Annotated in this window: 19 protein-coding genes; 8 read left to right on the top strand and 11 right to left on the bottom strand. The window is 71.0% G+C overall.

From position 1 onward, the window contains the following. Nucleotide 1 precedes the first annotated feature (1 nt). Both ABD366_RS34215 and pepN read right to left on the bottom strand, forming a co-directional pair. A complete protein-coding gene (locus tag ABD366_RS34215; RefSeq protein ID WP_324769959.1) occupies nucleotides 2-1,069 on the bottom strand; it encodes a hypothetical protein in 1,068 nt (355 codons plus the stop codon). A 210-nt stretch (nucleotides 1,070-1,279) separates the two neighbouring features. Next, on the bottom strand, nucleotides 1,280-3,859 hold the full coding sequence (pepN, locus tag ABD366_RS34210) for an aminopeptidase N (protein ID WP_324769960.1): 2,580 nt from the start codon (nucleotides 3,857-3,859) through the stop codon (nucleotides 1,280-1,282). A 169-nt stretch (nucleotides 3,860-4,028) separates the two neighbouring features. Here pepN and ABD366_RS34205 point away from each other — a divergent pair, with 169 nt between their 5' ends. Further along, nucleotides 4,029-4,670 (top strand): mycothiol-dependent nitroreductase Rv2466c family protein, encoded by a 642-nt coding sequence (locus tag ABD366_RS34205; protein ID WP_324769961.1) that lies wholly within the window; start codon nucleotides 4,029-4,031, stop codon nucleotides 4,668-4,670. A 2-nt stretch (nucleotides 4,671-4,672) separates the two neighbouring features. Here ABD366_RS34205 and ABD366_RS34200 read toward each other — a convergent pair whose 3' ends face one another. The 4 genes from ABD366_RS34200 to ABD366_RS34185 all read right to left on the bottom strand — a co-directional run bounded on the left by ABD366_RS34200 (nucleotide 4,673) and on the right by ABD366_RS34185 (nucleotide 8,772). Then, nucleotides 4,673-4,888, bottom strand: coding sequence for a hypothetical protein (locus ABD366_RS34200; RefSeq protein ID WP_324769963.1), 216 nt, complete (start codon nucleotides 4,886-4,888; stop codon nucleotides 4,673-4,675). Nucleotides 4,889-5,026: 138 nt separating this feature from the next. Further along, nucleotides 5,027-5,677, bottom strand: coding sequence for a superoxide dismutase (locus tag ABD366_RS34195; RefSeq protein ID WP_324769964.1), 651 nt, complete (start codon nucleotides 5,675-5,677; stop codon nucleotides 5,027-5,029). Between the two features lie 175 nt (nucleotides 5,678-5,852). After that, a complete protein-coding gene (locus ABD366_RS34190) occupies nucleotides 5,853-7,250 on the bottom strand; it encodes an amino acid permease (RefSeq protein WP_324769965.1) in 1,398 nt (465 codons plus the stop codon). A gap of 142 nt (nucleotides 7,251-7,392) precedes the next feature. Then, a complete protein-coding gene (locus ABD366_RS34185; protein ID WP_324769967.1) occupies nucleotides 7,393-8,772 on the bottom strand; it encodes an amino acid permease in 1,380 nt (459 codons plus the stop codon). 282 nt (nucleotides 8,773-9,054) lie between these two features. Here ABD366_RS34185 and ABD366_RS34180 point away from each other — a divergent pair, with 282 nt between their 5' ends. Beyond that, on the top strand, nucleotides 9,055-9,660 hold the full coding sequence (locus ABD366_RS34180) for a biotin transporter BioY (RefSeq protein WP_324769968.1): 606 nt from the start codon (nucleotides 9,055-9,057) through the stop codon (nucleotides 9,658-9,660). A 4-nt stretch (nucleotides 9,661-9,664) separates the two neighbouring features. Here the strand turns inward: ABD366_RS34180 and ABD366_RS34175 are convergent, their stop codons facing one another. Beyond that, nucleotides 9,665-11,074, bottom strand: a complete 1,410-nt coding sequence (locus ABD366_RS34175; protein ID WP_324769969.1) for an FAD-binding oxidoreductase — start codon at nucleotides 11,072-11,074, stop codon at nucleotides 9,665-9,667. A 57-nt stretch (nucleotides 11,075-11,131) separates the two neighbouring features. Continuing rightward, nucleotides 11,132-11,914 (bottom strand): hypothetical protein, encoded by a 783-nt coding sequence (locus ABD366_RS34170; RefSeq protein ID WP_324769970.1) that lies wholly within the window; start codon nucleotides 11,912-11,914, stop codon nucleotides 11,132-11,134. A gap of 149 nt (nucleotides 11,915-12,063) precedes the next feature. Here ABD366_RS34170 and ABD366_RS34165 point away from each other — a divergent pair, with 149 nt between their 5' ends. Next, entirely contained in the window at nucleotides 12,064-14,457 is a 2,394-nt protein-coding gene (locus ABD366_RS34165) for a serine/threonine protein kinase (RefSeq protein ID WP_324769971.1), read from the top strand. 92 nt (nucleotides 14,458-14,549) lie between these two features. Here the strand turns inward: ABD366_RS34165 and ABD366_RS34160 are convergent, their stop codons facing one another. Next, nucleotides 14,550-15,974, bottom strand: coding sequence for an amino acid permease (locus ABD366_RS34160; RefSeq protein ID WP_324769972.1), 1,425 nt, complete (start codon nucleotides 15,972-15,974; stop codon nucleotides 14,550-14,552). A gap of 186 nt (nucleotides 15,975-16,160) precedes the next feature. Here ABD366_RS34160 and ABD366_RS34155 point away from each other — a divergent pair, with 186 nt between their 5' ends. Then, nucleotides 16,161-16,643, top strand: coding sequence for a ribose-5-phosphate isomerase (locus tag ABD366_RS34155; protein WP_324769973.1), 483 nt, complete (start codon nucleotides 16,161-16,163; stop codon nucleotides 16,641-16,643). 116 nt (nucleotides 16,644-16,759) lie between these two features. Next, nucleotides 16,760-17,590: an Fpg/Nei family DNA glycosylase gene (locus tag ABD366_RS34150; RefSeq protein ID WP_324769974.1), complete on the top strand. Its 831-nt coding sequence runs from the start codon at nucleotides 16,760-16,762 to the stop codon at nucleotides 17,588-17,590. Here the strand turns inward: ABD366_RS34150 and ABD366_RS34145 are convergent. Continuing rightward, nucleotides 17,587-18,816 carry a GNAT family N-acetyltransferase gene (locus ABD366_RS34145; RefSeq protein ID WP_324769975.1) on the bottom strand — a complete coding sequence of 410 codons (1,230 nt, stop codon included), beginning with the start codon at nucleotides 18,814-18,816 and terminating at the stop codon, nucleotides 17,587-17,589. The two genes, ABD366_RS34150 and ABD366_RS34145, sit on opposite strands and share 4 nt — an antisense overlap. 140 nt (nucleotides 18,817-18,956) lie before the next feature. Here ABD366_RS34145 and ABD366_RS34140 point away from each other — a divergent pair, with 140 nt between their 5' ends. Then, nucleotides 18,957-20,129: a PP2C family protein-serine/threonine phosphatase gene (locus ABD366_RS34140; RefSeq protein ID WP_324769977.1), complete on the top strand. Its 1,173-nt coding sequence runs from the start codon at nucleotides 18,957-18,959 to the stop codon at nucleotides 20,127-20,129. A gap of 265 nt (nucleotides 20,130-20,394) precedes the next feature. On the opposite strand, the gene ABD366_RS34135 is transcribed toward ABD366_RS34140, so the two are convergent. After that, nucleotides 20,395-21,576, bottom strand: coding sequence for a cation:proton antiporter (locus ABD366_RS34135; RefSeq protein WP_324769978.1), 1,182 nt, complete (start codon nucleotides 21,574-21,576; stop codon nucleotides 20,395-20,397). Between the two features lie 241 nt (nucleotides 21,577-21,817). Between ABD366_RS34135 and ABD366_RS34130 the strand changes: the two genes are divergently transcribed. Further along, nucleotides 21,818-22,627: an ABC transporter ATP-binding protein gene (locus ABD366_RS34130; protein ID WP_324769979.1), complete on the top strand. Its 810-nt coding sequence runs from the start codon at nucleotides 21,818-21,820 to the stop codon at nucleotides 22,625-22,627. After that, nucleotides 22,627-25,077, top strand: a complete 2,451-nt coding sequence (locus ABD366_RS34125; protein WP_324769980.1) for an ABC transporter permease — start codon at nucleotides 22,627-22,629, stop codon at nucleotides 25,075-25,077. The genes ABD366_RS34130 and ABD366_RS34125 overlap by 1 nt, the downstream gene beginning before the upstream one ends. The last annotated feature ends 4 nt before the right edge of the window (nucleotides 25,078-25,081 follow it).

Below are 25,081 nucleotides of genomic sequence, written 5' to 3'. Positions count from 1 at the left end.
ATCACCGCGGCAGGACGACGAGGTACGCCGCCGGATCCCGGTCGCCGGACGCCATCAGCGCGGTCCGCACCACGGCGGCCTGCTGTTCCAGGGACTCGCGCAGCTTCTTCGGCGTGAGGTGCACGACGGTGACCCCGAGCCGCTCCAGGTGCTCGCGCTTACGGACGTACTCGCTGTACACGGCGGGCTCGTCCTGCCGCGGCGTCCGCGTGTCCAGCTCCACGGCGACGGCCTGGTCGGGCCAGAACGCGTCGACGCCCCCGAGGTGCGGGCCGCCGGGCAGCCGCAGATCCACGTTCCACAGCGGGTCCGGCAGCCCGAACTCCCGCACCATCGCGTACAGCCGGTCCTCGGCGATCGCCCGCCCCTCCGCGAGCAGCGAGTCCACGGCGTCCACCACATGCGGCCGGGTGAGCAGCCGGGCCTGCGTCAGCTCCCGCACGACAGCGGCAGGTTCGCAGTGCCCGCCCCGCACCGCCTCGGTCAGCAGCCGGCGCACCGCACCCGCCTCGGCGAGCTGCCCGATCGCGTCCGCGAGCGCCCGAGGCACCGGCGCGACCGGAACTCCGTCCAGCTGTACGGGAGTCGGCAGGCCCGTCGTGCGCACCAGCCGGGCGAAGTCGGTGGACCGCAGCCGCCGGGTGCGCGGCACGAGGACGTCGATGTGGTCGAGCGAGAGCAGCGGGGGAGGGGACACGAACCCGTGCAGCGTCAGCGCCGCGAGCCCGGTGACCAGGGCGTCCGTGTACGGCACGACGGGCGCGCCGTGCGCGTCACCGGCGGCGGGCTGCGCCGGTACGCCGTCCGTCGCGCGCCGCGTGTCCGCGGTCCGGCCGGCGTACAGCAGCACCGCGTGCAGCCGCTCCTCGCTGGTCGGCGGCCCCGGGTGGAGCAGGAACACCCCGGGCAGCACCTGCTGCCAGGGCCCGCCGGGCCGGCACTGCTCGTGCACCGCGGCGGCGGCGACCCCGTGCGCCTTCAGCTGCGCGCCGCTCATGACACGCCGCTGAGCCTCGACGAGGTGGCGGAGGGGGCGGGGGGACAGGGGAGCGGGGGTGTTGTGGTTCATGACCCGGACCTTCCCGGACGGATCACCCCCGCTAACCGCTGTTACAGGTTCGTCGCACAAACCGGACAAGTTCGCCCTAAAGCCCAGCCGTTCGTCTGCCGAAAAGGCCAGGCGGCAGACGGGTTACGGCCAGTCATACCCACATTCCGTAACACCCGTCACACGCGCCCGGCGCCGGGCCCACGTCAACCCGGCGCCACGCTCGTCCCTCTACCGTGCGGCGGTCGCGTCGCAGGCCTGCCCGCGCAGCGCCCGCGCCAGATCGTCCCGGGCCTCCAGGACCAGCCGCCGCAGCGCGGGCGCGGCCCCCTCGTGCGCGGAGAGCCACGCGTCCGTCTGCTCCAGCGTCTCGGGCGAGTCCTGGAGCGACGGGAAGAGGCCCCGCACGACGTCCATGCCGATCTGGATCGACCGCTCCTGCCACACGCGCTCGATCACCGCGAAGTACTTCTGCGCGTACGGCGCCACGAGCTCGCGCTGGGACGGCTGCTGGAACCCGGCGATCACCGCCTCCACCAGCGCGTTCGACAGTGCGTCGGACTCCACGACCTGCGCCCACGCCTGCGCCTTCACGGCCTCCGACGGCCGGGCCGCGAGGCAGCGCACCTGGTGCCGCTTGCCGGACGCGGTGTCGTCGCGCGCCAGCTCCGCGCCGAGCACCGCCTCGTCGGCGGCGCCGTACGCGGCGAGCGTGTCCAGGAACGCCCAGCGCAGCTCCTGGTCGACCTCCAGGCCGTCGATCTTCGCGCTGCCCGCCAGCAGGCCCTGCAGCAGTTGCAGATCGGCCGGGCCCGACGCGACGGAGGTGAAGAACCGCGCCCACGTCAGCTGGTGCTGGCTGCCGGGCTCGGCGAGCCGCAGCTCCCGCAGCGCGCCCTCGGCGAGCAGCCGCCCGCCCTCCTCGCGCCACTCGGGAGCCGCGTAGTGCCCGAGCGCGGAGCGCGCCCACGCGTGCAGCATCTGGAGCACGCCGATGTCCGACTCGCGCCCCGCGAACCGCAGCACGAGGTTGATGAAGTCGCGGGCCGGCATGAGCGCGTCCCGCGTCATATTCCACAGCGCGGACCAGCACAGGGCGCGGGCCAGCGGGTCGGAGATGTCGCCGAGCTGCTCGCGCAGCGTCGCGAGGGAGTTCTCGTCGAAGCGGATCTTGCAGTACGTGAGGTCGTCGTCGTTGACGAGCACCAGCTCCGGCGCCTCTTCCCCGGCCAGCTCGGCGACGACGGTCCGCGGCCCGTCCACATCGACCTCGGCCCGCGCGTACCGCTCCAGGGCACCCTCCGTCGTACGCCGGTACAGGCCCACCGCGACCCGGTGCGGGCGCAGCTCGGGGTGCGACTCGGCGGCTTCCTGGAGCACGGCCAGCTCCGTGATCCGCCCGTCGCTGTTCAGTACGGCCTGCGGGGTGAGCGAGTTGACCCCGGCCGTCTGGAGCCACGATCGCGACCACGACGCCATGTCGCGCCCGCTGGTCTCCTCCAGGACCGACAGCAGATCACCGAGCTGCGTGTTCCCGTACGCGTGCCGCTTGAAGTAGCGCCGCGCGCCTTCGAGGAACGCGTCCCGGCCCACGTAGGCGACGAGCTGCTTGAGCACGCTCGCGCCCTTGGCGTACGTGATGCCGTCGAAGTTGAGCTTCGCGTCCTCCAGGTCCCGGATGTCGGCGGTGATCGGGTGCGTGCTCGGCAGCTGGTCCGCGCGGTACGCCCACGACTTGCGGTTGTTGGCGAACGTGATCCAGCCGTTGGTGAACCGCGTCGCCTCCACCATCGAGAACGACCCCATGAAGTCCGCGAAGGACTCCTTCAGCCACAGGTCGTCCCACCACTGCATGGTGACGAGGTCGCCGAACCACATGTGGGCCATCTCGTGCAGGATCACGTTCGCCCGGCGCTCGTACGACGCCTGCGTGACCTTGCCGCGGAAGATGAACTCCTCGCGGAAGGTGACCATGCCCGGGTTCTCCATGGCGCCGAGGTTGTACTCGGGCACGAACGCCTGGTCGTACTTGCCGAACGGGTACGGGTAGTCGAAGTGCTCGTGGAAGAAGTCGAGGCCCTGCTTAGTCACGAGGAAGACGTCGTCGGCGTCGAAGTACGGGGCGAGCCCCTTGCGGCACATGGCGCCCAGCGGCACGACGAGCTTCGAACCGTCGTCGAGCGTGCGCTCGTAGGAGTCCGTCACGTAGTGGTACGGGCCGGCCACGACAGCGGTGATGTACGTGGAGATCGGCTTGGTCTCCGCGAACTGCCAGACGCCGTCGACGAGTTCACCGACCCCGTTCGACCAGACCGTCCACCCCTCGGGTGCCTGCGCGCTGAACCGGTAGGGCGCCTTCAGATCGGGCTGCTCGAAGTTGGCGAAGACGCGTCGCGCGTCGGCGGGCTCGTACTGCGTGTACAGATAGACCTCGCCGTCCTCCGGGTCGACGAAGCGGTGCATGCCCTCACCCGTACGCGAGTAGGCGCACTGGGCGTCGACCACCAGCTCGTTGTCCTCGGCCAGGCCCTCCAGGTGGATGCGGCTGCCGTCGAACACGGCCGCCGGGTCCAGGTCCTCGCCGTTCAGGGACACCGCCGTCACCGACGGCGCGATCAGGTCGACGAACGTGGCCGCCCCCGGCTCGTTCGCCCGGAACCGGATCGTGGTCACGGAGCGGAACGTGCGCGGGCCCTCGCCGGCCGTCTCACCGACCGCCGAGCGCAGGTCGAGCGCGACGTCGTACCCCTCGACGGACAGCAGCCCCGCTCGCTCGCGGGCCTCGTCGCGGGACAGGTTCTCTCCGGGCACGGCGGCACTCCTTCGTGACGATCTCATATGGCCTGCTCCAGGCCCTTGTGGGGCCGTTCGAACGCCTACGATCCTCGCACGCGGCCCCCCTGCCCGACATCGGGGAATGCACGTGGTGCCCCTCGCGTTGCCGCAGGCGGCACCACCCGTGACTTCTGAGGAGAGAGCCATGTCCACCGTGGATGAGAAGACCCCCGTCGACTTCTGGTTCGACCCGCTCTGCCCCTGGGCCTGGATGACGTCGCGCTGGGTCCTGGAGGTCGAGAAGGTCCGCGACATCAAGGTCCGCTGGCACCTGATGAGCCTCGCCGTACTGAACGAGCCGCGCCTGGACGAGCTCCCCGAGGAGTACCGGGAGATGATGCGCACCCAGGCCTGGGGCCCGGTCCGCGTCGTCATCGCCGCCCAGCAGGAGCACGGCGCCGAGGTCCTCGGTGACCTGTACACGGCGCTCGGCACCCGGATCCACAACCGCGGCGAGGGCTTCACGAAGGAGGCCGTCGCCGGCGCCCTCGACGAGGTCGGCCTGCCCGCCTCCCTCCTCGACCACTGGGACGGCACCAAGTACGAGGACGAGCTGCGCGCCTCCCACAAGGAGGGCATCGACCTGGTCGGCCAGGACGTCGGCACCCCGGTCATCGCGGTCCCCGGCGCGGACGGCAACCAGATCGCGTTCTTCGGCCCCGTGGTCACCCCCGCCCCCAAGGGCGAAGAGGCGGCCAAGCTCTGGGACGGCACGCTGCTCGTCGCCTCGGTTCCGGGCTTCTACGAGATCAAGCGCACGCGGACGCAGGGGCCGATCTTCGACTGAGGTCAGGCGATGTCCGGGGGGAACTGCACGCTTTTCCCCTCGCTGGCATAGGGCCGAGCAGTGAGACAGCCGGTCTCGGCGCACTTCCACCAGTCGTCCGTGTATTTGACGTCCGTGTTCTTGCGCAGCCAGTCCTTCTGCTCCGCGGTCAGGGACGTGTGCGGCCGGGAGCGGTGGGGCCGGCAGGTCTTGCATGGGAGATTTATCGACTTAGGCATCTCCCTACGGTCCACCGGAACCCCGTATACCGACAGACCCCGCGAGTCACGTCCTCGCGGGGTCTGTCGTTTCCTGCCGCCCGCCGGCGTGAAGGTTGAGAAGACGATCACGAGGCGGGGCGTATGTGGTGCCGCCCCTCAGGGGGCGAGCAGCAACGAATTCACCCGCTCCTTCGCGGCCGCGTACCGCTTCGAGACGTCCTGCCAGTTGACGACCTGCCACATGGCCTCGATGAAGTCGACCTTCTGGTTCTTGTACTGGAGATAGAAGGCGTGCTCCCAGGCGTCGAAGACCAGGATCGGCGTCGAGCCCTGGCCGACGTTGCCCTGGTGGTCGTAGACCTGCTCGACGATGAGCCGGCCGCTGAGCGGCTCGTAGGCGAGTACGCCCCAGCCCGAGCCCTGCGTCGTCGCGGAGGCCTTGGTCAGCTGGGCCTTGAACTTGGCGAAGGAGCCGAACGACTCGGTGATCGCGTCCGCGAGGTCACCGACACCGTCCGCGGCGAGCGGCTCACCGCCGCCACCGTCCTTCGGGCTGTTCATGTTGTGCCAGTAGATGCTGTGCAGGATGTGGCCGGAAAGGTGGAAGGCCAGGTTCTTCTCCAGGCCGTTGATGGCGCCCCAGGTCTCCTTGTCGCGCGCCTCGGCCAGCTGCTCCAGGGTGTCGTTCGCGCCCTTCACGTACGCCGCGTGGTGCTTGTCGTGGTGCAGCTCGATGATCTGCGGGTTGATGACCGGCTCGAGCGCCGCGTAGTCGTACGGGAGTTCAGGAAGCGTGTAGATCGCCATGTCGTCCGAGTCCTCCGGCTGCAGGGTGCTGCTGTGCAGAGCTTATTGCAATCAATGTGCAAGTGCAGGCTAACAGCAGCAAGGTCCGGAGTTGATCAGCCCTTCGACCTAGGTCGCGCCGCATGCGAAGGGCCCCCGGAGCGGTGCTCCGGGGGCCCTTCGGGAAAGTGCCGGGTTACTTCTTCTCGGCCAGCCTCTGCCGCACGTAACCGACGATCGCGAGGATCACGGTCAGGCCGCCCGCGTAGTAGAGCTGCTCGCGCGTGCCTTCCTCGCGGGCCATCAGGACGAAGACGACCGCCATGCCGGCCAGCGCCACCCAGGTCAGATACGGGTAGGCCCACATCTTCACGACGAGCTTCTCGGGCGCCTCGCGCTCCAGCCTGCGCCGCAGGAGCAGTTGCGAGGCGGCGATGAAGAACCAGACGACGAGGATGATCGCGCCGATCGTCTTCAGCAGCCACTGGAAGATGTCGTCGGGGCGCCAGTAGCTGAGCAGGACGCAGACGAACCCGAACACCGCGGACATCAGGACGGCGATCCGCGGCACCCCGCCGTGGATCTTCCCGATGACCTTGGGGCCCTGGCCGCGCGCGACCAGCGAACCCGCCATGCGGGACGCGCCGTAGATGTTGGCGTTCATCGCCGAGAGCAGGGCGACGAAGACGACGATCTTCATGATGAGACCGGCGGCCGGCAGGTCCAGGTACTCGAGGGTGGCGACGTAGGAGCCCTTGTCCGGGTCGACCAGCGCCTTGTCGGACCAGGGGATGAGCGCGACGACCACGACCATCGAGCCGACGTAGAACAGCGCGATCCGCCACATCGCCGTACGGACGGCCTTCGCGACGCCCTGCACCGGATGCTCGGACTCGGCGGCGGCGATGGTGACGGTCTCCAGGCCGCCGTACGCGAAGACGGAGGCGAGCAGTCCGGCGATGAGCCCCTCGGTCCCGTTGGGCATGAAGCCCCCGTGCCCGGTGAGGTTCTCGGTGCCCGGCGCGTCGTTGCCGAGCAGCCCCGCGATGGCCAGGACGCCGATGACCAGGAACGCGACGATCGCGGCGACCTTCAGCGTCGCGAACCAGAACTCGAACTCGCCGAAGTTCTTCACGGCCGAGACATTGGTGCCGGTGAACACGAGCATGAACAGCGCGACCCAGAGCCACTCGGGCACGCCGGGGACCCAGCCGTGCGCGATCTGCGCCGCGCCGATCCCCTCGAGGCCCACCGCCACGCACAGCAGGAACCAGAACGCCCAGCCCGCCGTGAACCCGGCCCACGGGCCGATCGCCCGCTCGGAGTGCACGGAGAACGAGCCGGAGGCCGGATACGCGGCCGCCATCTCGCCCAGCATCCGCATCACGAGCATCACGAGGGCGCCCGAGATCGCGTAGGCGAGGATGATCGACGGTCCGGCGGCCGCGATGGCGGTGCCGGAGCCGACGAAGAGACCGGCGCCGATCACGCCACCGAGCGCGATCATCGACAGATGCCGCTGCTTGAGGCCGGGCGAGAGCGACGGCGCGTCGTCCGGCGCGTCGACGGGTGGCTGCACGGACGTCCGAGACATGGGAATGCCCTGTTCAGTAGCGTAAGGGTGAGGTAAAACGGCCCACAGTCTGAGCGGGCGGCCCGCTCAGTGGGAATACGTTTCCGCTATACGGACACGACGCTCACACCCCGCGACGCTCGAGTCGACGTTCCGTGAAGGATCAGGCACGCCGCGCGCGCAGCTCCCGCACACCCGCGACCGCGAGCACCGCGGCCGTCGCCCCCGTCGACCAGAGCAGCTGCGGGCGCGCCGCGTCGTCGGTCAGCATCAGTCCGAACACGACGGCCATCGCGGCGAGCGCCGCCCAGGTCAGCCACGGGAACGCCCACATCTTCAGCACGAGCCGCTCGGGCGCCTCGGCCTCCAGGCGTCGCCGCAGACGCAGTTGCGACGCCGCGATCAGCGCCCAGACGAACAGGAGCACGGCGCCGACCGAGTTGAGCATGTAGAGGAAGACCGTGTCCGGCCACTCCAGATTGAGCAGGACGGAGACGAAGCCGAACGCCACCGACGCGAGGACCGCCCGGCGCGGCACCCCGCCGTCCACCTTCAGCAGCGCCTTCGGTGCCTCGTCCCGCTCGGCCAGCGAGAAGACCATGCGGGAGGAGCCGTAGAGGTTGGCGTTCAGGGCCGACAGCAGCGCCACGAAGACGACGATGTTCATGATCTGGCCCGCCGACGGGACACCGATGGAGTCCAGGACGGTGACGTACGGACTGATGCCCGCCTTCTGCGCCGTCCAGGGCAGCACCGTCACGATGACCAGCATCGAGCCGACGTAGAAGAACAGGATCCGGAACACGGCGCTGCGTACGGCCCGCGCCACCGAGCGCACCGGATCCTCGGACTCCGCCGCCGCGATGGTGACGACCTCCAGGCCGCCGAACGCGAAGATCACCGCGAGGACTCCGGAGATGACGCCCTGCCAGCCGCGCGGCAGGAAACCGCCGTCGCCGGTGAGATGGGTGAGGCCGACGGGATCGGTGTCGGGAAGCAGACCGAAGACCGCCAGCGTGCCGAGCGCCAGGAACGCGATGATCGCGACGACCTTGAGCGTCGCGAACCAGAACTCGAACTCGCCGAAGTTCTTCACGGCCGCCAGGTTCGTCGCCGTGAACACCACCATGAACAGCAGCACCCACGCCCACTGCGGCACACCCGGCACCCAGCCGTTCGCGATCTGCGCGGCGCCCGTCGCCTCCACGGCGAGCACCACCACCAGCAGGAACCAGTACAGCCACCCCACGCTGAAGCCGGCCCACCGGCCGAGCGCCCGCTCCGCGTGCACCGAGAACGAACCGGACGCGGGCATCGCCGCCGACATCTCGCCCAGCATCCGCATCACCGACATCGCGAGCGCGCCCGCGATCAGATACGACACGACGATTCCAGGACCGGCGACCGCGATCCCGGCCCCCGAACCGACGAAGAGCCCGGCGCCGATGACACCGCCGAGCCCGAGCATGGTCAGATGGCGCTGCTTGAGCCCGCCCGAAAGAGGTTCGTCCAGAGCTTCGTCGGACGTGGCGTGGTCGTGCATAAGGTGATCGGCCGGCTCTCGGGACTCACAGACGAATTGGCGGGAACCTACAGTCTCCCCGCCGGGCGCCCCTCACCGCAAAATGGCCCCTGACTGCCCGTGTCGTCAGTGACGAGCATCACCCCGTACGAGGTGTACAGCCGCATCTTTGTACGGAGCCCACCAAGTCGCCGCCCCAGCCTTTGTCGACCGGTGACCGTGATCGGCTCGACCGCCCTGGGATAGCGTCACGGAGTCCCACCCTGCCCGCCCGCAAGGCGCCTCTCAGAACGCGGAGTCCCCATGAGCACCGCCACCGCCACCGCAGCAGTCGCCCGCCCGGGCAAGGTCCTGGCCGACCTCCTCCCCGCTTCCCGCACCAAGTCCGCCGTCGTTGCGAAAAGCGCGGCCCTGGTCGTCGGCGGCGCCGTGCTCACCGGCATCGCCGCGCAGATAGCGATCCCCGTGCCGGGCTCCCCGGTGCCGGTCACCGGCCAGACCTTCGCCGCGCTCCTCGTCGGCACCGCGCTCGGCGCCCGCCGCGGCTTCCTGTCGATCGCCCTGTACGCGCTCGCGGGCATGGCCGGCATGCCGTGGTTCGCCGAGGGCGGCTCGGGCTACTCGATGCCGTCGTTCGGCTACGTGCTCGGCATGCTGCTCGCCGCGACCGTCGTCGGCTCCCTCGCCCGCCGCGGCGGCGACCGCTCGGCGCTGCGCACCGTGGGCACGATGCTGGTCGGCGAGGCGATCATCTACGCGATCGGCGTCCCCTACCTGGCGCTGTCCACCGGCATGAGCCTGACGGCGGCGATCGCGGCGGGCCTCACCCCGTTCCTGATCGGCGACGCCCTGAAGGCGGCCCTGGCGATGGGCGCGCTGCCCACCGCCTGGAAGTACGCCGACAAGTAGGCGGCTAGCTCAGGTTGTAGTTCCTCCGGAAGAGGTTCGCCGGGTCGTACGCGGCCTTCAGACCGGCGAGCCTCTTTCGCGTTCCGGCGTCGTACAGCCCCTCCGTACGGTCCCCGCCGCCGAAGGCGAAGTTGAGCGACCTTCCGAGCGTGTGCCCGGCGACGGTGCCGAACGCCCGCGCGTGATGGGCCCGCGCGGTGTCCTTCGAGGACCCGTCGAGCGGCGACAGGATCCGCACCAGCCAGCCCGCGTCCCGATAGGGCACCGCGTTCGGCGCGGGCCGCGACAGGGCGCCGCCCAGGTGGTTGAGCTGGACCACGTGCATCGCGTCGGCGGCGGGCCCGCACAGCGCGAACAGTTCACCGGCAGCGGCGACGTCCAGCTCGTCCAGGAACACGCTGTCCCCGTAGTACGCGTGCGGGAACTCGGGGTCGTTGTGGATCGTGCGGCTCTCCTCGTACGGCAGCTCGCGCAGCGTGTCCGTGACGGTGGGGCCGAGCGCGGCGCGCAGGGGAGCCACCAGCCGCTCGCCCTCCTCGGCGCCGCCGGTGAACGCGACCCGCACCGAGACCACGTACTGCCCGCGCAGGTGCGGCGGCAGCATCGGCAGGTCCGGATAGACGAGCGCGGCCACCGACGAGGTGAGCGCGTCCGGGACGGTCGCCGTCCACTCCTCGTACGCGCGCAGGATGTCCGCCGGATCGGTCGCCCGCCCGTCGTAGGCGAGGAAACCCCCGTACAGCCGGGTCACCGGCACGAGGCCCACCTCCAGCGCGGTCACCACGCCGAGGTTGGCGCCGCCGCCGAGCAGACCCCAGAACAGCTCGGGGTCGCCGTCGGCGGTGACGTGGCGGACCGTGACGCGCTGGACGGGGCCGTGCGGGGCCGTGCCGTGGTGGGTCTCGCCGTGCTGGGCCGGGCCGTCGGCGGTCACCACGTCGACGGACCGTACGTGATCTGCGGTGTAGCCGAACTCCCTGCCCAGGATGCCGAGCCCGCCGCCGAGGATGTAGCCGACCGCGCCGACGCTCGGTGCCGAGCCGTTGAGCGGGGCGAGGCCGTGCTTCGCGGCCGCCTCGGCCACGGTGCCCCAGGAGGCCCCCGCGCCGATCCGCGCGGTGCGGGCCGCCGGGTCCACGGTGACCTCGTCCATCCGGCGCGTGCTGATGAGGACCCCGCCCTCGGCGTCGCCCGGCAGGCCGTGGCCGGTGGCCTGGACGCCGACCGGGAGCTGCCGGGCCGCCGCGTACCGCACGGCGGCCACCACGTCGTCCGCGGTGACCGCCGCGTAGATCACGTCCGGCCGCTGGGTGAACCCGGTCTGGAATCCGGCGAGTTCGTCGTCGTAGCCGGCCTCGCCGGGGCGGAACACGGCGCTGTCGGAGCGCGGGGAACTGTCGTCATGCGTAGTCATGGCACGTACTGTCCCCGCATAACCTGACAGGTGCCGTCAGGTTATGCCGCGGCCTTTTCAGCGGGTGGCGGACGGCTTCCGCGTCGACCACCACAGCCCGGCCCCGCCGGCGGCGAGCAGTGCGGCCCCGGCCGCGCCGAGCGGCAGCGCGTCGTCCCGGACACCGGTCGACGGCAGGGTCTCCTTGTCGCCGCTCTTGTCACCGCCCTTGCCGTCACCGCCGGTGTCGCCGCCCTGGTCCCCGGCCGGAGCGGCGGGCTTGTTCTCCGTGCCGAGCAACAGTGGGGTCACGGGTGCGTTCGGTGAGGGACTGGTCGTGCCGAACGGTACGGGCCCCTGCTGCCAGAACGTCTTCTTGCCGTCCGCGCTCGTCACGGGAAGGCAGATTTTTCCGGTCTTTCCGAGATCGAAAGTCGCGGAAACCTTGTAGGACGCAGATTTCCCGGCCGCCAGATTGTCGATCGCGCAGGTGAATGCGCTGTTCGAACCCTTGGGCAGATCGGCCTTGGTGATCGCGGTGCAGCCCGGCACATCCTTGATCGTCATTCCGTCGAAACCGGCCACGAGCAGATTGACCTTGCCACTGTCCTTGCTGCCCTGATTGCTCACGCCGACGACGAGGTTCTCGGTTTTCCCGCTCGAGTTGTCGACGGAGATCTTCTCGGAAAGACCCGTGGTCAGCTCCACACCCGAAGGCGCCTTGTCCATGGCCTTGCCACCCTTGCTGCTGCCCGGGCCGGGCCCGTCGTCACCGGCTGCGGTGAAAGGCAGGATCATTACCGTCGAGATCGTCGCGGTAAGCAGTGAAGCGGCGATTTTGGCCTGTCGTCCAGAACTCATGTTCGTCCCCCTAGGTCATTCCCGTGCATCCCCGACTGCATCCGAATTCGCAGTACTTGAAGAGGTACCACAAGATTTCTCCCCACTATGCTGGGACGGCGCGAAGTGTCGATTTCGTGTTTCGGGGGTGCAGTCGATTGCAAGGGAATATGAGCGGAGGCGTCCGGGGGCTGGTGGTGTCAGCGCGCTACCGCCTGGACGAACACATAGGCCAGGGCGGTATGGGGCGCGTGTGGCGCGCGGTCGACGAAATACTCGACCGGCCCGTGGCCGTGAAGGAGATGCGCATCGACGGACTCGACCCCGAGGACGCGCGCACCCGCCGCGAGCGCACCCTGCGCGAGGCCCGCGCGACGGCCCGGATCGACCATCCCAATGTGGTGCGCGTGTACGACGTGGTGGACGAGGGCGAACGTCTGTGGATCGTCATGGAGCTGGTCGACGGCCGCTCCCTGGAGCAGGTCCTCGTCGAGGACGGCCCGCTGGGCGTCGACGCGGTCGCCGGGATCGGCCGGGGCCTGGCGGAGGCGCTGCGCCCGGTGCACGGCGGCGGTGTCCTGCACCGGGACATCAAACCGGGCAACGTCATGCTCGAACGGGCCGGGCGGCGCCGCGTCATGCTCACCGACTTCGGTATCGCCGCGATCCAGGACACCACGGCGCTCACCATGGTCGGCATGCTCGTCGGCTCGCCCGACTACATGGCGCCCGAGCGGGTCGCGGGCCGCCCGCAGGGCCCGCCCTCCGACCTGTGGTCGCTGGGGACGACCCTGTGCGCGGCACTGGGCGGCCGCTCCCCGTTCAGCCGCGACACGACGCTCGCGACACTGCACGCCGTCCTGTACGAGGAGCCGCAACTGCCGCCCGAAGCAGACTGGTTGACCCCGCTCCTGACCCGCCTCCTGGCGAAGGAGCCGGAGGACCGCCCCGACCTCGACGCGATCCTGGAGGCCCTCGCCCGGCCGGCCCCGACACCCGCCCCCGCCCCGGTCCCGAACCAGCACCCCAGGACCCCCACGCTCGACATCGGCCTGCACCGCCCGCCCGCACATCCACCGGAGCCCGCCGACGCACCACCGCAACGGCCGGCTGCGACCCCGCCCTCCACGCCGCCGGCTGCGCCCCCGTCTTCCACCCCGCCGAGGGCGACCCCGTCTTCCACGCCGCCGAGGGCGACCCCGCCCTCCACGCCGCCGAGGGTGACCTCGTCTTCCACGCCGCCGAGGGCGACCCCGCCCGTACTGCCCTCGGTCGTGGCCCCTTCCGAGGGCCCGACGAGAATCCCGTCCGGGCGTGCGTCGGCGTCCCCGTCCGAGCGGGCACCGGCGAGCCCGGGGGAGCGTGCACCGGCGAGCCCGGGGGAGCGTGCATCGGGGAGCACGTCGAGGAGCCGATCGGTGGGCCGGTCGGAGGGCTGGACGGAAGGCCGGTCAGAGGGCCGGACAGAAGGCCGGTCGGAAGGCCGGTCGGAGGGCCTGTCAAAGAGCCCACCGGGAGGCCTGTCAGAGGGCCGCGAAGAGGGCCGCGAAGAGGACCGGGCAGGAGGCTGGCCCGAGGGCCGGTACGGGGGTCGGGCCAAAAGTTCGTCGGAGGGTCGGACCCGAAGCCCGTCGGAGGGTCGGGCCCAAAGCTCGTCGGAGGGCCGGACCCAAAGCTCGTCGGAGGGCCGGACCCAAAGCTCGTCGGAAGGCTGGCCCAAAAGCTCGTCGGAAGGCCGGACCCAAAGCTCGTCGGAGGGCCGGCCCAAAAGCTCGTCCGGGAGTCGGCCGAACGGATCGTTCGGGTCGTTCGAGCGCCGGTCCGAGTATGTGTCCGAGACGCCGGCCGGGCGCCCGTCCGCGATCCCCTCCGAGGCGCCGACGGAGCCCTCGGCGCCCCGCGGGAACGATCTCCTGGGCCCGCCCGCCCCGGCGGCCGGCCCCCGGCCGAAGCGCCGCCGCGTCACACTGCTCGCCGCAGGAGGGGCACTGGCCGCGGGCCTCGCCGTGGCGCTCGCGCTCACCCTGCCGGGCAACGATTCACCCGGCGGCGCCCCGACGGCCACGTCCCGCCCGCCCACGGTCGAGGGCACCTCGCGTCCGCCGGCCACCGAGCAGACCCTGCCGCCCGGATCGCGCCGGGAGGCGGGGTACGCCTGGGTGCCGCCGAAAGGCTGGGAACGCGTGGTGAAGACGGCGTCCGAGGTGCACTACACGTCACCGGACGGCACGCAGGAGCTGGTGGCCCAGTCGGCGCTGGCGAAGGACGACCTCCTGGCGACCTGGAAGAAGGCGGAACGCGACGCGCACCAGGGCCAGGACTACGAGAAGATCCGCCTCGGCCGCACGACGTTCCGGGGCCGCCCGGCGGTGGTCTGGGAGTACCTGTTCACGCTCAAGGGCGCCCGCTGGCACGCGGAACTCCTGGGCTTCGAACAGGGCACGCAGTCCTACCAGATAGGCACGTGGTACCAGCCACAGACGGAGACGAGGGCCCGCAAGACGTACGAACAGGTGAAGAAGACGTTCACGGTGCTCCAGAGGAGCCCCTCCGGCACCAACTAAGCCCCTCCGGCACCAACTGAGCCCCGCTGTCGTACGAGAGGCAGCGGGGCCCGGGGCAGAGCCCCGAGACCCCAGCTGCAAGCGGCCTCAGGTCACCGAACCCGCTGCACCCGCTCCCGTACGAACGAAACACCCACCACAAGCACAGCCACCAGCAAAGACAGCAGCACCTGCTCCCGCCCCGCGTCATCCGTCAACATATAGACGAGCACGAACGAGATCATCGCGATCGTCGCCCACGTCAGATACGGGAACAGCCACATCTTCACGACGAGCTTCTCCGGCTGCTCCCGCAGGATGATCCCGCGCATCTTCAACTGCGTGAAGCAGATGACGAGCCACACGAACAACGCGACCGCTCCGGAGGAGTTCAGCAGGAAGTCGAAGACGGTGTCCGGCCACTGGTAGTTGAACCAGACGGCGAGGAACCCGAACACCACGGAACCGAGGATCGCGGTGCGCGGCACACCCCGCGACGTGGTCTTCGCGAACGCCTTCGGCGCGTCCCCGCGCTGCCCGAGCGAGAAGGCCATGCGGGAGGCGGTGTAGAGCCCGGAGTTGAGACAGGACAGGACGGCGGTCAGCACGATGACGTCCATGACCTGACCGGCGTGCGGGATGCCGATGGAGTTGAGCGCGGCGACGTACGACCCGTCCTTCAGGATCGAGGCGTCGTTCCAGGGCAGCAGGGTCAGCACGACGAAGATCGAGCCGAGGTAGAAGATGCCGATGCGCCAGATCACCGAGTTCGTGGCGCGGGTGACGGCCTTCTGCGGGTCCTCGGACTCACCGGCGGCGAGCGTGACGATCTCGCTGCCCATGAAGGAGAAGACGACCATCAGCACACCGGTCAGGATCGCGCCGGGCCCTTCGGGGAAGAAGCCGCCGGAATCGGTCAGATGCCCGAACCCGTTGCCCGGGTTGTCGGAGCCCGGCAGTACACCGAAGACGGCGAGCAGACCGACGATCACGAACGCGCCGATGGCGACGACCTTGATCCCGGCGAACCAGAACTCGAACTCGCCGTAGCTGCCGACGGCCGCCAGGTTCACGGCCGTGAGCACGATCATGACGATCAGCGCCCAGCCCCACTGGGGCACGCCCGGTATCCAGCCGTTGAGGATCTTGGCTCCGGCGGTCGCCTCCACGGCGAGCACCACGACCCAGAAGAACCAGTACAGCCAGCCGATGGAGAACCCGGCCCAGCGCCCGAGCGCCTGGTCGGCGTAGGCGGAGAAGGACCCGGAGGTCGGCCGGGCCGCGGCCATCTCGCCCAGCATCCGCATCACGAGCACGACCATCGCGCCGACGAGGGCGTACGAGATCAGGATGGCGGGGCCCGCCGCGGCGATACCGGAGCCGGACCCGACGAACAGTCCGGCGCCGATGACACCGCCGATGGCGATCATCGAAAGATGCCGGTTCTTCAGCCCGGCCTGGAGGCCGCTGCCACCGCCCGGATTTTCGGGGCCACCGGGCGGAGTGTCTTCCGTCGCAAGGGATGACTGCGAAGTCATGAACGGATCCTTAGGTTCTCGGGGTGCGAGCCCTGGCATTCAAAGCGCAGAAGGGACCGGGGCGGAAGACCTGACTCCGGATTGTTGTCTTCGTTACCTGTGCCTCACGTGCGCTCCACTTCCGGATGACCATGGTTCTGCCCCCGGACGCGGCTACCCGGCCCGTGGCGTGCCACACTCGGACCCATGCGCGTGTACCTCGGCTCGGATCATGCCGGCTACGAACTCAAGAACCACCTGGTCGAATGGCTCAAGGCCCATGGCCACGAGCCCGTCGACTGCGGACCCCACATCTACGACGCCCAGGACGACTACCCCCCGTTCTGCCTCCGCGCCGCGGAGAGGACGGCGGCGGACCCGGACGCCCTCGGCATCGTGATCGGCGGCTCGGGCAACGGTGAGCAGATCGCCGCGAACAAGGTCAAGGGCGTCCGTGCGGCCCTCGCCTGGAGCGAGCAGACCGCGGCGCTCGGCCGCGAGCACAACAACGCGAACGTGATCTCCATCGGCGGCCGGATGCACACGGAGGAGGAGGCGACGAAGTTCGTCGAGATCTTCCTCGGCACCCCGTACTCGAACGAGCCCCGCCACCAGCGCCGCATCGACATGCTGTCGGCCTACGAGGAGACCGGCGAGCTCCCGGAGATCCCGCCGCACCACCCCAAGTAAGCCCCTCCGGCGCTTGCTAGCAAGCCCCTCCGGCGCTTGAGGAGCGGGGGCCGGGGCAGAGCCCCGTGCCCCGCACCACAGGCGCCGTACCTGTGCCCGCCCCGAGAGGAACACCCGTGCCCGAGGGCCACACGATCCACCGCCTGGCCCAGGACCACGCCGAACGCTTCGCAGGCCGGAAAACCCAGGTCGCCAGCCCCCAGGGCAAATTCTCCGACGCGGCAGCCCTCCTCACCGGCCAGGAACTGATCGGCACAGAGGCCCACGGCAAACACCTCTTCCTCCAGTTCGGCGGAGCCTCCTGGGTCCACATCCACCTGGGCCTCTTCGGCAAGTACACCCTCGGCGAGACCCCGCCCCCGCCCCCCACGGACACGGTCCGCCTGCGCCTGCGCAACGACGCGTACTACTCGGACCTGCGCGGCCCCACGACCTGCGCCCTGATCACCGACGCCGAGAAGCAGGCGATACACGACCGCCTCGGCCCGGACCCGCTGCGCACGGACGCCGACCCGGCGAAGGCGTACGCGCGCATCTCCCGCAGCCGTACGTCGATCGCCGCTCTCCTGATGGACCAGAAGGTCATCGCGGGCGTCGGCAACGTCTACCGGGCCGAGGTCCTCTTCCGCCACGGCATCGACCCGTACACCCCCGGCCGCAGCCTCACCGAAGCCCGGTTCAAGGCCATCTGGGACGACTTGGTGGCGCTCATGCGTGAGGGCGTCCGCCTCAACCGCATCGACACGGTCCGCCCCGAGCACACCCCCGAGGCGATGAACCGCCCGCCGCGCGTCGACGACCACGGCGGCGAGGTCTACGTCTACCGCCGGGCGCCCCGGCCCTGCCACCTGTGCGGCACCGAGATCCGCACGGCGGAGCTGGCGGCCCGCAACCTCTTCTGGTGCCCGACCTGCCAGCCGCCCGCCACCGACACAGGCACTTACTAGAACCCGTGCTGCAACCAGGGCTTGACCGGCGACCCGAAGGCCAACGCCGCCTCGGCGAGCGCCCCCTGCCGCACCTCGCGTACCCGCCCCGCCCCGGCCAGCTCGGCCAGTGACACGTCACCGAGGTAGGCCGCGCCCAACTCCCGTACGGACAGGGTGAGATCGGCTGGCTCCTCGGTCCGCTTGCAGGACGCGCCCGTCGCATCCCCGGACAGCCGCCAACGCCCCTCGTTCCAGGGGCAGAAGGCGTCCTCGACCTCGAACACGACGTCCACGGGCGTGAGATACGTACGCGCTTCGAGGGCGGTGCCCACATCCACCAGACGTACGTGCATCGAGTCCCGCACCCGGACCCCGCACCGCCGGATGTCGGAGACCATCGACAACAGCGGATCGTCCACCGGACGGTTGCGCGCCTCCACCGTGGACGTCAGGTCGATGTCACAGAGGAACCGCCACAGCGCCGCGTACGCCGCCGGGTCGAGCGCGGTGACGTCCCGCGCCTGGATACGGCCGTGCGGCACCGCCCACTCCGACTCCGGCTTGTTGTGGAACCGGGTGAAGCCGACCGTCTCCCCGCCCCGCTCGGCGACGACGCACTGCAACGGCGACGCCCCGTTCCGCTCCTCCGGCTCGTCGAGCAGCGGCAGCCGCTCCCAGCCGGGCGAGCGCGCCAGCATCCCCGGCCGGGTGCCGATCGTGCGCAGATACACCGCCTCGCACCGCTCGGCCGCCTCGGCGGCGTCGACGAACCGCAGCCGTACGTCATCGGTCCCGGCCGGGGCGTCGATCCTGACCCGGGAGGAGTCGATGCTCACGTACGCCTGCCGCGTACCGATGCCGTATCCGAACCGGCCGTAGATCGCCGGCTCGGACGCGGTCAGCACCGCGAGGGGCTCGCCCCAGTCCCGTACGTCGTCGAGCTGGCGGCGCATCATCGACGTGAGGATGCCGCGCCTGCGATGCGTCGCGGCGACACTCACCATCGTCACGCCCGCGGCGTCCACGAACGCGCCGCCGGGCACCGACACCCGGAACGAGAAGGCTCCCGCGGTACCCACGCAGTCCGCGCCGTCCCACACCCCGACCGAGCGGTCGAGCTCCGTCAGGTCGTCCCACAGCCGCCGCTCCTGCGGCGGTTCGGCCACCCCGCCGAAGGCCACCTCGAGCCGGGCGTACCAGCGCTCCCACTCGTCCTGGCGCAGCACGCGTACGTCAGTCGTCATAGGCCATGCCTAGCAGGGCAAGCGGGACATGAGCGAGCGAATTCACCCTTGGCGGACCCTGGCCGGGCGTGCCCGAAAAGGGGGGACAAGTGGGACCACCCGTGCACAGGTCCAGGCCCGATGGATAAGGTCCACGAGCAATGGCCCTACGACGAGAGCGGCGCCCGCGCGAGCAGCGCGCGGCCGCCGAGACGTTTTCGGCCCGGATGAAGATGCGCGTGCACCGGGTCCGCACCGCCGTGCGCAAATCCGGGGTGGACTACTTCCGGGGCGACGGCTCGGACTGGATCGCGCTCGCCGGGCTGCTGCTCACGATCCCGCTGATCACCTGCTTCACGATCCTCAACCCGGTCTGGTGCACGCCCACCGTTCTCGTCCTGCCGATCGTCGCGGGCGGCCTGGTGCTGCGCCCGGCCAGCCTGCTCGGCCTGTACGCGGCCGCCGCCGCGGCGCTGATCGTGGAGTCCGTACAGCTCGGCCCGTACTCGCAGCGCGCGGCGGGCGTCACGCCGGGCACCGTCCTCACGGTCGCCGCCTGCGGTTTCTTCGGCCTCCTGATAGCGCAGTTCCGCAGCCGTGTCGGGGTGCCCTGGCGGCGCGGCGGCACGATGCTCTTCGACCTGCGCGAGCGCATCCGTACGCAGTCCCGGCTGCCGAAGCTGCCGCAGGGCTGGCACCGGGAGATGGCGTTGCGGCCGGCCGGCGGGCAGTCGTTCTCCGGTGACTTCGTGGTCGCGGCCCGTACGAACAACGGCCGGACCCTGGAAGTCGTCCTCACCGACGTGTCCGGCAAGGGCATGGACGCGGCGTCGCGGGCGCTGCTCCTTGCCGGGGCCTTCAGCGGCCTCCTCGGCTCGCTGCCGCCGCACGCGTTCCTGCCCGCGGCCAACGGTTATCTCCTCCGCCAGGACTGGGACGAGGGCTTCGCGACCTCCATCCATCTCGTCCTCGACCTGGAGTCCGGGGACTACGAGCTGTACTCGGCCGGGCATCCGCCGGGCCTCCAGCTCAGTGCCGGTACCGGCCGCTGGGAGGAGAAGGCCGCGGAGGGTCCGCTCCTCGGGGTCTACGACGGCGCGGAGTTCGACGCCACGAAGGGGACGCTCCGTCCCGGTGACGTGCTGATGCTCTTCACCGACGGCCTGGTGGAGACGTCCGACCGGGACATCACCGAGGGCATCGACCGGCTCACGGGTGAGGCCGATCGCTATGTCCCCGGCGGTTTCCACGGTGCGGCGTGGCATCTCATCGAGGCGGTGGCCAAGGACGTCAACGACGACAGGGCGCTCCTCCTGCTCTGCCGCGACACCTGACCCGGGGTCCCCTGAGCGTCTCCCGTCCGGGGCTCGGCGGGTTTCACGCGTGCGGCCCGGTGGGACGCCCCGGACACCCGCACTTCGTCTGCGGCCCGGTGGGGCTTCTCGCGCAGTTCCCCGCGCCCCTGAGATGCGCACTACGTGCGCCATCTCAGGGGCGCGGGGGCAGCGGCGAAGCCGCCCGCCCTAGGGGCGCGGGGAACTGCGCGAACAGCCACGACGCACCCGCACCCTTCACGGAACGCCCCCGCCCAGGGCCCCGTCACACCCCGGCCCCCACCCGCCGCTCCTCCTCGACGGCCACCGACGACCCCCCGGGCAGAAGACGGGCCAGCCAAGAGGACCGCCCCGCTGCCAGCGGCCCAAGCACGGCCAGCAGCAGCACATACCCCGCGATGAACGGAGAGAGCCGCTCATCGAGCCCCGCCCCCGCGGCCATCGTGGCCAGGATCAGCGCGAACTCCCCCCGGGCCAGCAGCGTCGTAGAGATGTTCGCCGCGGGCCCGGCCCCGAACCCGTACACTCGCGCAGCCCCGAGACCCGCCAGCACATTCATCACCAGCGTCACCGCGACAGCGGCAAGTACGGGCCAGAGCACGGTCGGCAGATCCCCGGGATCGATGGACAGCCCGAACGCGAAGAAGAAGATCGCGCCGAAGGCGTCCCGCAACGGATGCACCAGCTTGAGGATCCGCTCACCGGACGTCGTGGACCCGAGCATCAGACCGACCATGAACGCCCCGATGGCGTCCGCGACCCCGAACCACTCGGAGACCCCCGCCACGAACACGGCCGCGCCGAGGAAGGAGATGACGAGGAGCTCGTCGTCCCTGGTGTTGAAGAGCTTGCCGACGACCCGCGTACCGAACCGCGCGGCCAGCGCGAGCAGCAGCAGGAACCCGAAGGCCTTCCCGCCGTCCAGGACCGCGGCGGCCAGCGAGTCGGCGCCGGACAGGATCGGTTGCAGCGCGGCGAGATACAGGGCCAGGAAGATGTCCTCGACCACGATGATGCCGAGGATCGGCTTGGTCTCGGGGTTGCCGAGCCGCCCGGTGTCCACGAGCACCTTGGTGACGATGGCGGACGAGGAGATGCCGAGCACCCCGGCGAGGACCAGAGCTTCGGAGGTGCCCCAGCCGAGGGCGAATCCGAAACCGAGGCCGGCGCCGACGTTCAGCACGAGGTAGGTCGCTCCGGCGACGGCCATCTTGCGGCCGCCCGCCTTGAGGTCGTCCAGATGGAACTCGAGGCCCAGGTAGAAGAGCAGCAGCACCAGCCCGAGCGCGGAGAGCATCTCCAGCTCGTGCGGGTCGGAGACGAGCACGACGCCCGGCGTGTGCGGGCCGAGGAGGATCCCGGCCAGGATGAACAAGGGAATGGTGGGGAGTCCGATGCGCCCGCCGAGGCGGGCGAGGACGGCGGCGGCGAGAAAGGCGCCACCCATGGCGATCAAGGTGTCTGCGTGTCCGATGGGCCCGGTCCTCTCGGTAAAGAGATCGTCAAGAAAGCGTCAATAGTTAGCTTACCAAAGGAGTGCGGCGGGGTCCCGGGCGATCGCGGGCGGGGGTTCTCCCCACCCCCGATCCGCCAGCCGCCCTCATGGTCGCCGGACCCCTCGGATCCGTACGTTCGATGCATCGAGGCAGGGGCCTCGACAACCCGGCGACGTACGAAGGGCGGACCCCATGGGCCTGCGCAAGAAGCGGCAGCACGACCGGAGCGCGGCACCCGTCGCCGCGCCCACCGGGGACTGGGCCGTCGAACTGCGCGGCGTACGGCGCAGCTACGGCCGCGGCGGCTCCACCGTGCACGCCCTGCGCGGTATCGAACTCGCCCTGCCCAGCGGCACGTTCACCGCCGTGATGGGCCCCTCCGGCTCCGGCAAATCCACCTTCCTGCAGTGCGCGGCCGGGCTCGACCGCCCCACCGACGGGACCGTCGCCCTCGGCGGCACCACCATCACCGGCATGAGCGAGAACAAGCTCACGGCCCTGCGCCGCACCCGCCTCGGCTTCGTCTTCCAGGCCTTCAACCTGCTGCCCTCGCTCACCGTCGAGCAGAACGTGCTGCTCCCGATGCGCCTGGCCGGCGCGCGCCCGGACCGGCGTCGCGCCGCCGAGGTCCTCGCCCAGGTCGGCCTCGCCGACAAGGGGCGGCGCCGCCCCGGCCAGCTCTCCGGCGGCCAGCAGCAGCGCGTCGCCATCGCCCGCGCCCTGGTCACGAACCCGGACGTGATCTTCGCCGACGAGCCGACCGGCGCCCTGGACACCACCACCGCCGCCGAGATCCTCGGACTGCTCCGCTCCGCCGTCGACGGCATGGGCGCCACCGTCGTCATGGTCACGCACGACCCGGCGGCCGCCGCCTACGCCGACCGCGTCCTGTTCCTCGCCGACGGCTCGATCGTCGACCACCTGGAGGGCGCCGGAGCCGACCGCATCGCCGCCCGCATGCGCACCCTGACCGCGCCCGCACCCGTCAGGGCGGCCGCCTGATGTCCCGCCCCAACGGACTGGCCCGCGCCGCGCTCCGTTTCAAGCCCGCGGCCTTCGCCGGCACGTTCGTCGCCCTGATGATGTCCGCCCTGATCGTCGCGGCCTGCGGCATCCTCCTGGAGACGGGCCTACGCGCCTCGGTCCCGGCCGAGCGGTACGCGGGCGCCCCCGTCGTGGCCGCCGCCGACCAGCGCGCCCACTTCGTCACCGGATCCGGCGAGGACCGCGAGGACGACGCCGTCCCGCTGCCGGACCGCGCCCGGCTCTCCGACTCCCTCGTGACGAAAGCGGCCTCGGCGGTGGGCGCGCGTACCGCGATCGCCGACGTCACTTTCCGGGTCCGGCTCGAAGGCGCCTCCCTCACCGCCCACAACTGGGGCTCCACCGCCTTCACCGGCGAGCACCTGACAGAAGGCCGCGCCCCGCGAGCCGGCGAGATCGTCATGGGCGGGCCCGGTGCCCGGGTCGGCGACCGCACCACGCTCACCACGCCGAAGGGCCCGCACACCTACCGCGTCTCCGGCACCACCGAGGCACCCGCCGTCTGGTTCACGGACACCGAGGCCATCGGCGTCTCCGGACACCCGGGCCGGATCGACGCGATCGCCGTGCTCCCGAAGGACGGCGTCTCCGCGGACACCCTCAAGTCCCAAGTGGCGCACGCCCTTTCGGGCACACCCGCGGTCCAGGTGCACACCGGCGACGACCGCGGCGCCGCCGAGAGCGGCACGCTCGCCTACGCCAAGGAGACCCTGATCGCCCTCGGCGGTTCCTTCGGCGGCATCGCCACCGCCGTCGCCGTGTTCACCGCGGCCGGCACGGTCGCCCTCTCCGTCGGCCAGCGCGCCCGCGAGTACGCCCTGCTGCGCGCCATCGGCACCACCCCCCGCCAGATCCGCCGCTCCATCGCCACCGAGACCCTCCTGGTCGCCCCGCTCGCCGGCGCCCTCGGCTGCCTGCCCGGCATCGCGCTGGCCCGCTGGTGGTTCGGCCAGCTCCAGGACAAGGGCGCGGTCCCCGAAGCCGTCCAGCTCTCCGTCTCGTACATCCCGCTGCTCACCGCCGTCGGCACGGCCGTCCTCACCGGCCTCCTCGCCGGGTACATGGCGGCCCGCCGCCCCTCCCGCATCAAGCCGGGCCAGGCCCTCGCCGAGGCGTCCGTCGAGCGGCTGCGCCCCGGCTGGATCCGTACGCCGCTGGGCATCGCGGCAGCCGTCGGCGGCATCGTCCTCACGGGGCTCGCCGCGCACCTCAGCGGTGACGACGCGGCCAACACGGCGCTCGGCATCGTCATGTGCTTCATGCTCGCCGTGGCGCTCCTCGGCCCGCTCGTGGCCCGCCTCGCCGCCACGCTCTTCGGTCTCCCGCTGCGCGGCGCCGGTGCGTCCGCCTCGCTCGCGGCCGCCAACTCCCGCAGCAACGCCCGCCGCCTCGCCTCCGCGATCACCCCGATCGTCCTCGCGATGTCCTTCTCCTCGGTGCTGGTCTTCATGCACACGAGCGAGGACCACGCCGCGGCGAACCAGCAGAAGGCGGGCATCACGGCCGACCACATCGTCACGGCCGACGCGGGCCTGGACCCCGGCTCGGTCGCCCGGGCCGCCACGGCGCCCGGCGTCTCCGCCTCCGTCGGCCTGCTCAAGACCTCGCTCCTCGTCCCCGCGGGCTCCGGCGGCGACCGCTGGCTGGAGTCGGCGTCGGCGCAGGCCGTCACCGGTACGGCGAAGGACCTCGCCCGGGTCCAGGACCTGAAGGTCACCCGCGGCGCGATCGACCTCACCGACCCGGACACCCTCGCCATGGACGCGGCCCTGGCCCGTTCCGCCCACGTGAAGGTCGGCGAGCGCGTCGCCCTGCGCCTGCCCGACGGCACGAAGGCGTCCCCGACGCTCTCGGCCACGTACGAACGCGGCCTCGGCCTCTCCCAGATCACCCTGCCGCGCGCGGCGCTGACGGGCCACGTCACGAACCCCTACGACAGCGAAGTGTGGACGAAGGGCGGCACGACACGCTCCCTGTCCGCCCTCGGCACCCCGCTCGCGCGCGCCGACTACACCACCGCCCAGTCCCTCGACCGCGAACTGAACGCCTGGGCCAACACCACCATGGCCGTGGTCCTCGGCGGCTTCGCGGCGCTCGCCGCTGTCAACACCCTGGTCATGACGGTCCTGGACCGTCGCCGTGAACTCGGCACGCTCCGCCTGATCGGCTCCACCCGCCGCCAGGTGCTCCGCATGATCCGCTGGGAGGCGCTCCTCGTGGCCTGCGCGGGCATCGTCCTCGGCACGGCCATCGCCTTCGCGACGCTGATCCCGATGATGAACGGCCTCACCGGCGAGAACCCCTACATCCCGCCCCTGCTCTACGGCTCCTTCGCGGGCGCGGCGCTCCTCCTCGGCCTGCTCTCGACGGCCCTGCCCGCGCGCATGGCGATGAGGGAAGCGCCGTAGTCCC

The organism is Streptomyces kunmingensis, from assembly GCF_039533535.1.
Taxonomy (GTDB): Bacteria; Actinomycetota; Actinomycetes; order Streptomycetales; family Streptomycetaceae; genus Streptomyces; species Streptomyces kunmingensis.
The sequence above is the reverse complement of the archived record's forward strand: the minus strand, read 5'-3'. Positions and strand labels throughout refer to the sequence as shown.